Source organism: Megasphaera sp. UBA4233 (assembly GCF_002395615.1).
In the GTDB taxonomy this organism is placed as follows: domain Bacteria; phylum Bacillota; class Negativicutes; order Veillonellales; family Megasphaeraceae; genus Megasphaera; species Megasphaera hexanoica.
On sequence record NZ_DGXL01000033.1, the window covers coordinates 103482 to 118595 of the forward strand.

Consider the following 15114-nt stretch of genomic DNA (forward strand, 5'->3'; position numbering starts at 1 on the left):
AAGGAGGAGAAAGTTTTGGTAGATATTAATTTTACACTGGTAATCCAGTTCATCAACTTCTTTGTCCTCGTCGCTATTTTAGCCAAGTTTGCATACAAGCCCATTTTAAAAGTGCTTGAAGACCGCAAGAACAAGATTGCTTCTGACCTTAGCAGTGCCGAAGAAGCCCGGCTTTCAGCGGAAAAACTGAAAGCCGATTATGAAGCACAGCTGCAGAAAGCCCATGCGGAAGCCCAGGCCATTGTGGACAAGGCTGTAAAACAAGCCGACAAGGAAGCGCAGGCTCAGCTCGATGCTATCCGTTCCCAGATTGCACGGGAAAAGGAAATCGCTCAGGCTGAAATTGCCAATGAACGGGAAGCAGCTATTCGCGAAATGAGAAATGAAGTAGTGACGCTGTCTATGGCTGTGGCAGAAAAACTGCTGAAAAAGAACATGGATACGGATATGAATCAAAAACTGGTAGCAGAATGCCTGAAGCAGTTTGACGGGCAGCATCCGGCAGGTAAGAAATCATGATTCCTGAAGCCGTGTACAGCAAATACAGCCAGGCTATGTTTGACATAGCAAAGGAACAGCACAAGATGGACGTGTACGGTGATGAACTGAAAGCCGTCCGCGATACGATGCAGCTAAATCCGGAGCTGAAAAAGTTCATCCATCATCCGCTGGTTCCGCCCCAGTCGAAGAAAGAAACACTCCACGCTATTTTTGCTGATGACGTGTCCCCTGTTGTCCTGCAGTTTCTCTACGTCATGATAGACCGGCGCAGGGAAGCGGCCATCATCGCAGCTATCGACGGGTTTATCGATTTGGCCCGTGCGGCTCAGAATATCGAAGTTGCGAAGATCCGCCTCGTAAAACCGCTGTCAGCAGAAGAGGAAAAACAATTGGTCGCATCTCTGGAAAAGATGACTGGCAAACATATCGAACCGCTGTATTATATGGATCCTTCCATTATCGGCGGTATGATTGTCCAGATAGGCGACCGGCTAATAGACGGCAGCCTGAAGCGGCAGCTTACAGATATGCAGCATTCCCTGCTTCAGTCTGACGTAATGAATGAGGTGACGGACGAAAAATGAAAATGAAGCCAGAAGAAATAACGGCTATAATCAAAAAACAAATCGAAGACTACAACGTCGAAATGAACGTCGATGACGTAGGCACCGTCCTGGAAGTCGGGGACGGCATAGCGCATATATACGGTTTGGATAAGTGCATGTCCGGGGAACTCCTGGAATTGCCTCATAATGTGTATGGACTGGCCATGAACCTGGAAGAAGACAACGTAGGTGCCGTCCTTCTCGGGGATGACGAACTCATTAAAGAAGGCGATACGGTACGCCGGACGGGCAAGGTTATGAGTGTTCCTGTCGGTGATGCCATGATAGGCCGCGTCGTCAATCCCCTGGGAGCTCCTATTGATGGCAAGGGCGCCATCAAGGCGACGGAATACCGCCGCGTCGAAGTCGTTGCTCATGGTATTGCTGAACGTCAGCCGGTCAAGCAGCCGCTCCAGACAGGGTTGAAAGCAATCGACTCTATGGTTCCTATCGGACGGGGCCAGCGTGAATTGATCATCGGTGACCGCGGTACCGGTAAGACGGCCATTGCCATCGATACGATCATCAATCAGAAAGATACAGGCGTCATCTGTGTCTATGTCGCCATCGGACAGAAAGCTTCTACTGTTGCCCGCGTTGTACGGACATTGGAAGAACACGGAGCCATGGCATATACTATCGTCGTTGCCGCTACGGCTTCTGACGGCTCGCCGCTTCAGTACCTGGCACCGTATTCCGGCGTATCCATGGCTGAATACTTCATGCATCAGGGCAAGGACTGCCTCTGTGTATATGATGATTTGTCCAAGCATGCCCAGGCGTATCGAGCCATGAGTCTGCTGCTCCGTCGTCCGCCAGGACGTGAAGCTTATCCGGGCGATGTATTTTACTTACATTCCCGTCTGCTCGAACGAGCTGCCAAATTGTCTGATGAACTGGGTGGCGGTTCCATTACAGCCCTGCCAATCATTGAAACACTGGCAGGCGACTTATCCGCTTATATCCCGACCAACGTCATTTCGATCACCGACGGCCAGATTTTCCTGGAAACGGAATTATTCAACTCCGGTGTACGGCCTGCTATCAACGTCGGCCTCTCCGTATCCCGTGTCGGCGGGTCTGCCCAGATCAAGGCCATGAAGAAAATTGCCGGCACACTCCGTCTGAGCCTGGCACAGTACCGCGAACTGGCAGCTTTTGCCCAGTTTGGATCGGACCTCGATAAGAGCACCAAAGCCCAGATTGACGCCGGTGAACGGACGATGCAGATGCTGATCCAGCCACAGTACCAGCCGATGCCCGTCGAAGACCAGGTCATCCAGATTTATGCAGCCGTCAAAGGATATCTCATGCCTGTAGAAGTAGAAGATGTGCAGGCATTTGAAGACCAGCTCATCAAATTCATGCATGCCAACTATCCCGAAGTCGGTGCAGATATCAAAAAGACAAAAGAACTCGGTGCAGATAATGAAGAAGTTCTCAAAAAGGCAATTGTGGAATTTACCAAGCAGTTCGGTACGAGCCATAAGCTGATTAAAGAGGAGGAATAGTCTATGCCGAGTGCACGCGAAATAAACCGTCGGATTAAATCCGTAACGAATACGCAGCAGATTACAAAGGCTATGAAGATGGTATCCTCCGTTCGTCTGCGCCGTGCACAGGAACGCGCTCTGGCAACTGCTCCTTTTACTGAAAAAATGGAAGGGATGCTGCAGCGTCTGTCGGCAGCTATACCGGGAGAAAATAATCCGTTATTCATCCAGCGTGATGTAAAGCGTACGTGCTACATCATCATCGGCTCCGATAAAGGCCTGGCAGGAGCTTTCAATTCCAACATCAATAAGGAAATGGTAAGTCTCCTGAAAAACAAGCCCCGCTCTGCGTCATATCTCATCGTGACGGGACGCAAGCCAGTGGATTATCTGAAGCATCTTCGCATCACGCCCGATTATAAACGGACGGGCTTTTCTGACAAGCCGAATTTCGGCCATGCCCAGAATCTGGCACGGAAAGCGACGGAAGAGTTCCTCGCCGGTAACGTTGATGAAGTGTACCTGGTGTATACGAAGTTCAAGTCTGCCCTGTCACAGGTCGTGACACAGACGAAGCTGCTGCCCATCGAACCTTCCGTATCGGAAAAAAGCGGTCCTTCGGAAGAATACCTCTTTGCCCCCGATGCTGGTCAGGTTTTATCGACTCTGCTGCCGCAGTATATCGATATGGTCATTTATAATGGCCTCCTGCAGTCTGCAGCCAGCGAACTGGGAGCACGTATGACGGCCATGACCGGTGCGACCGATAATGCCGGTGAATTGATTGAAAAACTGACCGTTCATTATAATAAAGTCCGTCAGGCCGGTATTACCAACGAACTGACGGAAATCGTCAGCGGTGCCAATGCACTGCAGTAAGGACGAAGGAAAATCTAAATAAGGAGGAGAGCCTCTTCATGAGCAATACAATTGGGAAAGTAATTCAGGTCATCGGCCCTGTCGTTGACGTCCGCTTTGCGAGCGAAGAAGAACTGCCGGCTATATATAACGCCATCCATATTACCGGCGGTACGGGCGATCAGGCGATTGACCTGGTAGCAGAAGTCATGCAGCATCTGGGCGACGATGTTGTCCGCTGTGTAGCCATGAGCTCCACAGATGGTCTGGTGCGTGGCATGAAAGCAGAAAATACAGGCGGCCCGATCAAGGTACCTGTCGGAGAAGGCGTGCTGGGCCGGATTTTCAATGTCCTGGGCCAGACAGTCGATAAAGTAGATAAGAAGGTTGAAGCTGACGATTACTGGCCTATCCACCGTCCGGTACCAAAATTTGAAGACCAGGCTACGGGTACGGAAATTTTTGAAACAGGGATCAAAGTCGTTGACCTCATCTGCCCCTATGCCAAAGGCGGCAAAATTGGCCTCTTCGGCGGTGCCGGCGTCGGCAAGACCGTCCTCATCATGGAACTGATCCACAATGTAGCTACCGGCCACGGCGGCTATTCCGTATTCACCGGCGTTGGTGAACGGACTCGTGAAGGCAACGACTTGTGGAATGAAATGAAGGAATCGGGCGTCATCGATAAGACGGCGCTGGTATACGGCCAGATGAATGAACCGCCAGGAGCCCGTATGCGTGTTGGCCTGACGGGACTTACGATGGCGGAATATTTCCGCGATAAGGAACACAAAGATGTACTGCTCTTTATTGATAACATTTTCCGTTTCATCCAGGCCGGTTCGGAAGTATCGGCTCTGTTAGGCCGGATTCCTTCGGCTGTTGGCTATCAGCCGACACTGGCAACCGATGTCGGTGCCCTGCAGGAACGGATTACATCGACTAAGAACGGATCTATTACGTCTGTACAGGCCGTATACGTTCCTGCCGATGATTTGACAGACCCGGCTCCGGCAGCTACCTTTGCCCATCTGGATGCGACGACCGTCCTGTCCCGCCAGATTGCCGAACTCGGTATTTATCCTGCCGTGGATCCCCTGGATTCGACATCCCGTATCCTCGACCCCCACGTATTAGGGGAAGACCATTACAATACGGCCCGTGCCGTACAGGCTATCCTGCAGAAATACAACGACCTGCAGGACATCATCGCTATCCTGGGTATCGACGAACTGTCAGAAGAAGATAAGCTGACCGTAGCCCGTGCCCGTAAGATCCAGCGTTTCCTGAGCCAGCCTTTTGCCGTTGCCGAACAGTTTACAGGACAGCCGGGCCGGTATGTTCCGCTGAAGGAAACAATTGAAGGGTTCAAGGAAATCCTGTCGGGCAAATGCGATGATATGCCGGAACAGGCCTTCTATATGGTCGGTAACATCGAAGAAGCATATGAAAAAGCCAAAACTCTGAAAGGAGAATAAGGCATGGCAGAAACAGGCAAAACAATCCACCTGGAAATTATCACGCCTGATGCTGCTGTCCTGAACACGGATGTCAGTTTTGTTCTCGTCCGTGCCCTCGATGGCGACCTGGGTATCATGCCCGGTCATGCTCCGCTCATTGCTTCTTTGCGTATCTGGCCGCTGGTTTACGAAAAAGATGGCAAGCGTAATTGTGTCTGCATTGCTTCCGGTTTCCTGGAAGTCAATGGCAATACCATAACGGTCATTACACCGGCGGCAGAACTGCCGGCAGATATTGATCTGGACCGGGCAGAACGATCCCGGGCCAGAGCGGAAAAACGCCTGCAGGAAAAGAAAGAAAACCTCGATGAAGCCAGAGCGCAAGCTTCTTTGAAACGAGCGCTGCTGCGCATCGACGTGGCTCATAAATATGGTGGAAAATAAGACAAAGGGGACTGCCGCAGGTGCGACAGCCCCTTTTCAAATTTTCATGATAAAAAAGAAAGGGATGGCTTGAATCTCATGATTACGATCCGTACTGCCACGCTTCAGGACCTGGACGCCGTAACTGCTGTAGAAGCAGCATGTTTTCCTCCGGCTGAAGCGGCATCGAAAGATGAATTTTACGACCGCCTGACCTATTATGCCAATCATTTCTGGCTCCTCTTTGAAGGAGATACGCTCATATCTTTTGTCGATGGCATGGTCACCGATGACAAAGACCTGACCGACGACATGTACGCCCGGGCCGCACTGCACAATGAACAGGGGGCATGGCAGATGATCTTTGGTGTCAATACGATGCCTTCGTATCGTAAAAAGGGCTATGCCGGACGGCTTCTCCAGGCTGCAATTACCGATGCCCGCCGTCAGAAAAGACGCGGCTTAGTTCTGACCTGCAAAGACCGGCTCATCTCTTATTATGGAGAATTTGGATTTCTCGATGAAGGGGTGACCAGCAAATCGGTCCATGGCGGGGCCATTTGGCATCAGATGCGTCTGACCTTTTGAGGATGATTCCTGTTGCGCCATGCACGGTATTTTTGATCATCTGCCATAGCGGACAGACAGTTTTCTTACAATAGAGGTTGAACCTGCAGAGATTATAGTGTATCATGGATAACTGAATATACATAGGTTTATAATCATGCAGAATCTATACGATACTATGATACACAGAGAGTTGGGATATAGGGATGTTAGAATTTCCAATTAAACGAACGATTGTCATTGACGATAAGAAAAAGAAAGGCCGGGGCCGTAAAAAAAAGGGCAGCGATGAAAAAATGGTCATAAAGGGTACGGTCCATCTGCCGGAAAAGCAGCCTTTGAAGAAAATGGATCCCCTGCCTAAAAATGCCAAAAACCTGGTTATCGTGGAATCACCGGCCAAGGCGAAGACAATTGAACGCTTCCTGGGAAGTGACTACAAAGTCATGGCCAGCCGGGGCCATCTTCGCGACCTGCCACGCAATCAGTTTGGTGTTAATATTGAAGATAATTTTACGCCGACCTATACCAATATGTTCGATAAGCGCAAACTCATCGAAGACCTGCAGAATGAATACGTCCGCTCCAAAACCGTTTATCTGGCAACTGACCCGGACCGAGAAGGGGAGGCTATTTCCTGGCATCTGGCTCACTTGCTCGATATGGACCCCCAGACTTCGTGTCGTGTCATGTTCCATGAAATCACCAAGAAAGCTGTTCTGGCAGGAATGGAACATCCTCAGCCCATCGACCTGAAAAAAGTGGATGCCCAGCAGGCACGGCGCGTCCTCGACCGCATCGTAGGGTATAAGCTGAGCCCGCTCCTCTGGAAAAAGGTCTGTAAGGGACTCAGTGCCGGCCGTGTCCAGTCTGTAGCCGTACGGCTTATCTGCGAACGGGAAGAAGAAATCAAGGCCTTCGTACCAGAAGAATACTGGACTGTAGAAGGCACATACAAAACAGAAGACGGGCTGGAACTCCATACAGAACTGGCAAAAATTGACGGGAAAAAGGCGGCCATAGAAACGGGGGACCAGGCAGCTGCCATCGCTTCTGCCCTGCAATGGGAAAAAGGGAAAGCTGACGGTCATGAACCGGACCGTATTGAAAAGGTAGAGAAACGGAAACGCAAACGTCAGCCTCAGCCGCCGTTTACGACGTCTACGATGCAGCAGGAATGTGTCAGCAAGCTCAATTTCGGTGCCAAGAAGACGATGATGCTGGCCCAGCAGCTTTATGAAGGCCTCGATATCGGCGAACACGGTCATGTGGGGCTCATTACCTACATGCGTACCGATTCTGTCCGTATTAATGATGATATGGTGCAGAATGCCCGTGATTTTATTACGGCAACCTATGGGAAAGAGTATATTCCGGCTAAACCACATGTTTACAAAGCCAAACAGTCCAGCCAGGATGCTCACGAAGCTATTCGGCCGACGTCGCTGGAACTGACGCCGGACAAAGTAGCGCCGTATCTGTCGCGGGACCAGCTGCGCCTGTATACTCTTGTCTGGAACCGTTTCCTGGCCAGTCAGATGGCTCCTGTAGAAACGGAACATATGACCATCGTCATCATGAGCGGATCTTATGAACTGCGGGCTGCTGGGTATACCGTCCTGTTCAAAGGATTTACGGAACTGTATGAAGATGCAAAGAAAGATAAGACTCTATCGGTGCTGCCGGCTATTGAGGCGGGTACGATAGTACATAATCAGACCATTGATACGATTCAGCATTTTACTCAGCCGCCTGCCCGCTATACCGAAGCCAGCCTGATTAAAACGCTGGAAGAAAAAGGTATCGGCCGTCCGAGTACGTATGCGCCGATTATGGATACCATCCAGAACCGCAATTATGTCGAAAAGAAGGATAAACAGTTCGTTCCGACTGAGTTGGGCGTCATTATCGTCGATCTGTTGAAAAAATTCTTTGAACGGATTATCAACGTCAGCTTCACGGCTCACATGGAAGAAGAACTGGATGCCATCGAACAGGGAAAGGACACCTATGTCCACGTTTTGAAAGAATTTTATGATGTCTTTGAACCGGAAATGGAAGCGGCCGAAGAAGGAATGGAAAAAGTCACCATTGCCGGACAGGATTCAGGTGAAGTATGTGAACTTTGCGGAGCTCCTATGGTGTATAAATTCGGCAGATTTGGCAAATTCCTGGCCTGTTCTAATTTCCCTGAATGTCACAATACAAAGGCTATCGTCGATGATCTGGGCATTACCTGCCCCAAGTGCGGCAAGGGGACGCTCATCCGGCGCAAGTCCAAGAGGGGCCGCGTCTTTTATGGATGCAGCCAGTATCCGGAATGTGATTTTGTCTTATGGAACCAGCCGGTAGACAAACGCTGCAAGCTTTGTGGCAGCATCATGACTATCAAACATTATAAAAAAGGTCCGGACAAGCTCTTTTGCAGTAATCCGGAATGTGAAAATCATAAAAAGGGTGAAGAAGTGAATGAAGAATAGTGTACTCGTCATCGGCGCCGGCCTGGCCGGTTCGGAAGCGGCTTGGCAGTTGGTACAGCGGGGCATCCCCGTCGAACTGGTGGAAATGCGTCCGGTCAAACCATCTCCGGCCCATCATACGGCCCTCTTTGCTGAGCTGGTCTGCAGTAACTCTCTGCGGGCTGCCAATATTGAAAATGCCGTCGGTCTCCTGAAAGAAGAAATGCGCTGTCTTGGGTCGCTCATCATGGAAGCGGCTGATACACACCGCGTACCGGCCGGGGGAGCACTGGCAGTAGACCGGGTCCCTTTCAGTCAGTATATTACCGATCATCTCCAGAATCATCCCCTGGTTACGGTCCGTCATGAAGAAGTTTCCCACCTTCCCGATGATCAGATATGCATCATCGCCACGGGGCCGCTGACCAGCCCGGCTATGACCGAGACCATCCGCCAGATGACGGGAGAAGAATATTTTCATTTTCACGATGCTGCAGCGCCTATCGTGACGGTAGAGTCGCTGGACATGACTAAAGTATACCGGGCTGCCCGTTATGGCAAGGGCGGTGCCGATTATCTGAACTGTCCGTTTACGAAAGAAGAATACGAAGCGTTCTGGCAGGCCCTGACGACGGCAGAATGTGCCGAACTTCACGATTTTGAAAAAAATGATGCCGTGTTTGAAGGATGCATGCCTGTAGAAGTCATGGCTGCTCGTGGCATTGATACCCTGCGGTTCGGTCCTATGAAGCCCGTTGGCCTTGAAATTCCCGGCACAGGGGAACTTCCCTATGCGGTCGTACAGCTTCGTCAGGATAATGGCAGTGCAACTTTGTATAATATTGTCGGCTTCCAGACACATCTCAAATTCCCGGAACAAAAGAGGGTATTTTCCATGATTCCCGGCCTGGAATCGGCAGAATTTGTCCGCTATGGTGTCATGCACCGCAATTCCTATATCAATTCTCCGGAACTCCTCGACGCGACCCTCCAGTACCGGAAAAACAAACACGTGTTTTTCGCCGGCCAGCTGACTGGTGTCGAAGGGTATCTGGAATCGGCATCGATGGGGCTCCTGGCAGGAATCAACGCCGCCCGGCTGCTGCAGGGAAAATCCTGCCTGACCTTTTCCAAGCGTACGGCTATGGGCGGCCTGAGCCAGTATATTTCATCGCCTCATGACAATTTCCAGCCCATGAATATTAATTTTGGTATCATGGAACCGCTGGGAATTAAAAAACGGATGAAAAAGAAGGAAAAGAATGGCCTTCTGGCTAAACGGGCACTGGAAGAAATTGATGCAATGAAGGAGAGTATTTGACATGACAACAGAATTTCATGCTACGACTATATGCGCCGTCCAGCGGGACGGCAAAACGGCCATTGCCGGTGACGGACAAGTCACTATGGGCAATTCGGTCATCATGAAGGGGACGGCCCAGAAGGTCCGCCGCCTGTATCATGGTAAAATCGTCAGTGGGTTTGCCGGATCCGTAGCCGATGCCTTTACCCTGTTTGACCGCTTTGAAGATAAACTAAATGAACATAACGGCAACCTGGTGCGTAGTGCCGTCGAACTGGCCAAGGACTGGCGGTCTGACAAGATACTGCACAAGCTGGAAGCCCTGCTCCTCGTGGCAGACAGCCAGCGTATCCTGCTCATTTCCGGCAACGGTGAAGTCATCGAACCCGATGATGGAGTACTGGCAATCGGATCGGGCGGTAACTATGCACTGGCATCGGCCCGCGCCCTGCTGCAAAATACGGACCTGTCTGCCCGGGATATTGCAGAAAAATCTCTTCATATAGCAGCAGATATCTGCGTTTACACCAATCATAATGTAATCGTAGAAGAAATATAAACGTAGGAAAGAGGTATAGCATGAACGAAATCGAATTGACGCCAAAGCAGATTGTTGCTGAACTGAATAAATACATCGTTGGCCAGGGTGAAGCCAAGAAATCCGTCGCCATTGCCCTGCGCAACCGTTGGCGCCGCAAAAGGCTGAGCGAGGATATGCAGAATGAAATCATTCCCAAGAATATCCTGCTCATCGGGCCGACCGGCGTAGGCAAAACGGAAATTGCCCGCCGCCTGGCCCGCCTGGTAGGGGCTCCGTTTATTAAAGTCGAAGCGACGAAGTATACGGAAGTAGGCTATGTAGGCCGCGACGTGGAACAGATTATCCGCGACCTCGTTACCAATGCCATCCGTATGGTACAGGAACAGGAAAGCCAGCGTTATGAACAGAAAGCCGAAGAAGAAGCCAATAAGCGCATTTTACAGGTCCTGTGGCCGAAGAAGAAAAGTGTGACCGAAAAGGTCCCCAACCCGATGGATGTCTTCTTTTCCTCCGGCGATGAAGGGGAAGAAAAAGATGTGCCCAAACAGCTGGAAGAACCTATGTCTGGCCGCCGTCAGCAGATGTTCGATGATATCTGCCAGCACAAGATGGATGACCGGGAAATCGAAGTGGAAGTAGCCGAACAGGAACGGACCATCCAGGGCATCCTGACAGGCAATTCGACGGAAGAACTAACGAATAATTTCCAGGAAATGCTGGGTAGTATCCTGCCGAAGAAGAAAAAGAAGAAAAAGATGACCATTGCCAAGGCACGGGAAGTTTTCAAGGAAGAAGAACTGGAAAAATGTCTGGATATGGATGTCATCGTCGATAAAGCTATCGAAGCGACAGAAGAAGCTGGTATCGTATTCATCGATGAATTCGATAAGATTGCAGAAAAAGGCCGTTCCAACGGTCCGGACGTATCGCGCGAAGGCGTACAGCGGGATATTCTGCCTATCGTCGAAGGGGCTACGGTCAACACGAAATACGGTCCGGTCAAGACGGATCATATCCTGTTTATTGCCGCCGGGGCCTTTCACGTGTCCAAGCCGAGCGACCTTATCCCTGAATTGCAGGGCCGGTTCCCTATCCGCGTCGAACTGCAGTCGCTTACAGTCGATGATTTCCGCCGCATTTTGACGGAACCGAATCAATCTCTGGTCAAACAGTATACGGCACTTTTGGCGACTGATGGCGTGACTCTCGAATTTACAGATGACGGTATCAATGCCATTGCCGAATATGCCCATCGTGTCAATCAGGAAACGGAAAATATCGGCGCCCGCCGCCTCCATACGATTCTGGAAAAAATTCTGGAAAACGTTGCATACGAAGCGCCGGATATCGAAACGAAGCATATCATCGTCAATAAAGACTTCGTAGCGGATAAACTGAACGATGTCGTACAAAATGTTGATCTGAGCCATTACATCCTCTAATAACAGGATAAGGTCCGGTTGAGACCACACATAGTATAAACAAATCAAAACCTGCCTGAGGTTGTATCTCCGGCAGGTTTTCTTTATAATAATGGTGTATGTCTTACACTTTAGAGGTGGTGAATCGATTTGACACAATATATTATGCTCCAGGGGACGAGTTCCCACGTAGGCAAAAGTATCCTGACGACGGCGTTATGCCGTATTTTTTACCGCATGGGACGGCAGGTCGTCCCCTTTAAGGCACAGAATATGGCACTCAATTCATACGTGACCCGTCAGGGACTGGAAATGGGGCGGGCCCAGGTAGCCCAGGCAGAAGCTGCCGGACTGGAACCCTCGGTCGATATGAATCCAGTCCTGTTGAAACCGACGGGAAATAGCTGTTCCCAGGTCATCATCGATGGTCTGCCAATTGGGAATATGTCTGCCCGGGACTATCATAAAGGGTATTCACTCCGTGCCTTTTCTGCTGTTACGGAGGCTCTGGAGCGGCTGAAACAACGGTATGACACGATTGTTATTGAAGGAGCGGGCAGCCCGGCCGAAGTCAATCTCCGGGACCATGATATCGTCAATATGCGCGTTGCAAAGTATCTCCGGGCACCGGTCCTGCTCGTAGCCGATATCGACCGTGGCGGATCTCTGGCAGCACTGGTAGGTACGCTGGAACTGCTTGAACCGGAGGAACGGGACTTGGTCAAGGGGCTGATTATTAATAAATTCCGGGGAGATATATCCCTGTTTACGCCGGCCGTGGATTTTCTGGAACAAAAGACGGGAAAACCGGTCCTGGGCGTCATACCCTATATAGAGAAATTGGGAATCGATGAAGAAGACTCAGTTTCTCTCGATGACAAACCGCGCGTTCCTCAGACAGGAGATGTACAGATAGCTGTCATCCAGACGCCGAAAATTTCTAATTTCACTGATTTTGACAGCCTGGCGGAAGAACCAGATGCATCGCTGTACTACGTCCGTACAGTAGAGGAGCTGGGACATCCCGATGTCATCATCCTGCCGGGTAGTAAGAATACGACCGAAGATTTGCGCTGGCTCCGGGCATCGGGACTGGCCGGGTGTTTGTCCTTGCAGGTGAAAAGGGGGACGCCCGTCATTGGCATTTGCGGAGGATATCAGATGTTGGGACAGTCTATTTATGACCCGCATCATACAGAATCAGATTTTCCGGAAATAGCCGGCCTGGGATTGCTGCCGGTTACGACGACTTTTGCCGACTGGAAACAGACCTATCAGGTACAGGCCCTGTGCCGTCCCTTTTCTTTCATGGGAGAAACACTGCAGGCCGGAAGACTTGGGGGATACGAAATTCACATGGGTCAGACTGACGTGGCGCCCGGTGCTGTCGAACCGTTTGTCGTCTGCCAGCGTTCGGGCAGGGATTGCTCACTTACGGTGGGGACGGCCCGGGAAGATGGTCTTGTCTTTGGTACGTATATTCACGGTCTCTTTGACAATGACCCGTTCCGCCGGGATATGATTAATATCCTGCGCCGTCACAAAGGGCTTGCGCCTCTTCCGGTACAGCGCAATTACCGGGCGGAAAAAGAACGCAGTTATGACCGTCTGGCGGCGGTGACGGCACAGCATCTCGATATGGATGCAATATTACGGATAATGAGAGATAGTGGCTTATGATAACATGTTTGGCAGCATTTATAATCGATACACTGATTGGTGATCCCCGTACGCGTCTCCACCCGGTGGCCCTCATAGGAAAACTCATCGGCTGGCTGGACCATCTCTTTTATTCCAGACAGGCCAGACCGCTTATGCAGATGACGGCCGGCATGGTTGTTGTCCTTCTGGTTCTCCTCGTGGTGTTTAATGTGTTGTACATCCTGTACTGGGGACTCGATATTTTGGGAAACGTCTATGTCACGACAGGCGTAGAAGCACTGCTCCTGAGCTTTACTATCTGTCCACGCAGTCTGGCCAGTGCGGCAGGGGAAATTTATACCTTCCTCGCTCATCATCATCTCGGTGCTGCCCGGGAAAAGGTTAGTTGGATCGTAGGACGCGATACAGACCAGCTCGATGAAGGAGAAATTGTGCGGGCGACGGTAGAAACGGTGGCAGAAAATACGACGGACGGAATTATTTCCCCGCTATTTTTCTATGCCCTTGGCGGTCTGCCCCTGGCGCTGCTTTACCGGACCGTCAATACGATGGATTCCATGCTGGGGTATAAGAATGAAAAATATCTCTATTTTGGCCGGGTGGCAGCTCGGTTGGATGATGTATGCAATTTTATTCCGGCGCGGATTACGGGCCTGTTATTTGTCATGGCAGCCTTCCTCCTGCGACTGGATTATAGAAATGCCTGGCGCATGATGCGCCGCGATGCCGCAAAGCATCCCAGTCCCAATGGCGGCTATGCCGAAGCTTCTGTTGCAGGGGCGCTGGACATCCGTCTTGGCGGGTATAATTCCTATTTCGGCAAGATGACCTTCCGGGCCTACATGGGAGATGCGCGACAGCCGCTCAAAGCCCGTCATATCCGCGGGGCAGTGCAACTCATGTATACCGTAACAGTGATGGGAGTAGCCCTTGCCATTTTGTGCTGGGCAGGGAGGGGGCTATGGTGATACGCGTCCGTGTTCCCGGATCCTGTGGGGAACTGGTACAGGGCGTCTGTCATGGGACGCCCTTCCTTCTGACCTGTCCGGTTCCGATTTTCAGCACTGCTGTTGTATCTGACGAACCGGGCTTTTCACGGCTCCCGCCAAAGGCAGCACAAGCCGTGAATCTTACGTTATCATATTTGCACTGTTCGTCCTTTCCCTATCATCTGCAACTTGTTTCGTCCATTCCTCGGGGAAAAGGTATGGCCTCGAGCAGTGCCGATGTAGCAGCAGTGATACAGGCCGTGGCCTGTGCCTGTGGCAGGACACTGAGTGAGCAGGACGTAGGCCATCTGGCGGCTCGTGTAGATCCGACAGACGGCGTTTTTGCCCGAGGACTTTCGCTGATTCAATACCGTCGTGGCAATATCATCCGGTCGTATGAACCGGTCCCGCCCATGAACGTTGCCATACTGGATACGGGTGGCACGGTAGATACGCAGACCTTTCACCACCAGTGGGATAAAACCATGCCGTACCATACAGCTCCGGCTGTGGCTGCGCTCTCCCTTCTTGACAAGGAGCCGACGGAAGAGCAGATTGGAGAGGCGGCGACGATGAGTGCCCTGGCTCATCAGAATATATTGCCAAAACCAGCCCTGCCCCAGCTGATACAGGCTTGCCGGGAAATGGGTGCTTTAGGCGTTAACGCGGCTCACAGCGGTACAGTGTGTGGCGTATTATTTCCTTCCTTCCTGCCTGTTTCTGAAGTGAAGCAGTGCATGACCGAATTGACAGCCCGCTTCCCTGATTATACCTTACTAGATGTGGTGCCCCTTATCAGTGGTACTATGGACATAGAGAAAGAAGAGTGACT

Annotated in this window: 14 protein-coding genes; all 14 read left to right on the forward strand. The window is 51.0% G+C overall.

Annotation, left to right across the window (positions count from 1 at the left end):
- Positions 1-15: 15 nt before the first annotated feature.
- The 14 genes from atpF to B2U90_RS11665 all read left to right on the forward strand — a co-directional run bounded on the left by atpF (position 16) and on the right by B2U90_RS11665 (position 15112).
- On the forward strand, positions 16-519 hold the full coding sequence (atpF, locus tag B2U90_RS11600) for a F0F1 ATP synthase subunit B (RefSeq protein ID WP_059077230.1): 504 nt from the start codon (positions 16-18) through the stop codon (positions 517-519).
- Positions 516-1085, forward strand: coding sequence for a F0F1 ATP synthase subunit delta (locus tag B2U90_RS11605; RefSeq protein ID WP_075582248.1), 570 nt, complete (start codon positions 516-518; stop codon positions 1083-1085). The genes atpF and B2U90_RS11605 overlap by 4 nt, the downstream gene beginning before the upstream one ends.
- Positions 1082-2617 carry a F0F1 ATP synthase subunit alpha gene (atpA, locus tag B2U90_RS11610; RefSeq protein ID WP_059077232.1) on the forward strand — a complete coding sequence of 512 codons (1536 nt, stop codon included), beginning with the start codon at positions 1082-1084 and terminating at the stop codon, positions 2615-2617. Before B2U90_RS11605 ends, atpA begins: the two co-directional genes overlap by 4 nt.
- A gap of 3 nt (positions 2618-2620) precedes the next feature.
- The gene (atpG, locus tag B2U90_RS11615) at positions 2621-3478 is read left to right on the forward strand and encodes an ATP synthase F1 subunit gamma (protein WP_059077233.1); all 858 of its coding nucleotides are present in this window, start codon (positions 2621-2623) and stop codon (positions 3476-3478) included.
- A 38-nt stretch (positions 3479-3516) separates the two neighbouring features.
- Positions 3517-4935: a F0F1 ATP synthase subunit beta gene (gene atpD / locus B2U90_RS11620; RefSeq protein WP_150824458.1), complete on the forward strand. Its 1419-nt coding sequence runs from the start codon at positions 3517-3519 to the stop codon at positions 4933-4935.
- Positions 4936-4938: 3 nt separating this feature from the next.
- Positions 4939-5361: a F0F1 ATP synthase subunit epsilon gene (locus B2U90_RS11625; RefSeq protein WP_292017844.1), complete on the forward strand. Its 423-nt coding sequence runs from the start codon at positions 4939-4941 to the stop codon at positions 5359-5361.
- A gap of 78 nt (positions 5362-5439) precedes the next feature.
- Positions 5440-5928, forward strand: coding sequence for a GNAT family N-acetyltransferase (locus tag B2U90_RS11630; protein ID WP_292017845.1), 489 nt, complete (start codon positions 5440-5442; stop codon positions 5926-5928).
- Positions 5929-6113: 185 nt separating this feature from the next.
- Positions 6114-8387: a type I DNA topoisomerase gene (gene topA, locus B2U90_RS11635; RefSeq protein WP_113856023.1), complete on the forward strand. Its 2274-nt coding sequence runs from the start codon at positions 6114-6116 to the stop codon at positions 8385-8387.
- Positions 8377-9687, forward strand: a complete 1311-nt coding sequence (gene trmFO / locus B2U90_RS11640) for a methylenetetrahydrofolate--tRNA-(uracil(54)-C(5))-methyltransferase (FADH(2)-oxidizing) TrmFO (RefSeq protein ID WP_292017846.1) — start codon at positions 8377-8379, stop codon at positions 9685-9687. The genes topA and trmFO overlap by 11 nt, the downstream gene beginning before the upstream one ends.
- Position 9688: 1 nt before the next feature.
- Positions 9689-10228, forward strand: a complete 540-nt coding sequence (gene hslV / locus B2U90_RS11645; protein ID WP_059077238.1) for an ATP-dependent protease subunit HslV — start codon at positions 9689-9691, stop codon at positions 10226-10228.
- A 20-nt stretch (positions 10229-10248) separates the two neighbouring features.
- Positions 10249-11652, forward strand: coding sequence for an ATP-dependent protease ATPase subunit HslU (gene hslU, locus B2U90_RS11650; protein WP_292017847.1), 1404 nt, complete (start codon positions 10249-10251; stop codon positions 11650-11652).
- 129 nt (positions 11653-11781) lie between these two features.
- Positions 11782-13311, forward strand: coding sequence for a cobyric acid synthase (locus B2U90_RS11655; protein ID WP_292017848.1), 1530 nt, complete (start codon positions 11782-11784; stop codon positions 13309-13311).
- Between the two features lie 8 nt (positions 13312-13319).
- Positions 13320-14261 (forward strand): adenosylcobinamide-phosphate synthase CbiB, encoded by a 942-nt coding sequence (gene cbiB, locus B2U90_RS11660; RefSeq protein WP_349678597.1) that lies wholly within the window; start codon positions 13320-13322, stop codon positions 14259-14261.
- The gene (locus B2U90_RS11665; RefSeq protein WP_292017850.1) at positions 14255-15112 is read left to right on the forward strand and encodes a GHMP kinase; all 858 of its coding nucleotides are present in this window, start codon (positions 14255-14257) and stop codon (positions 15110-15112) included. The genes cbiB and B2U90_RS11665 overlap by 7 nt, the downstream gene beginning before the upstream one ends.
- The last annotated feature ends 2 nt before the right edge of the window (positions 15113-15114 follow it).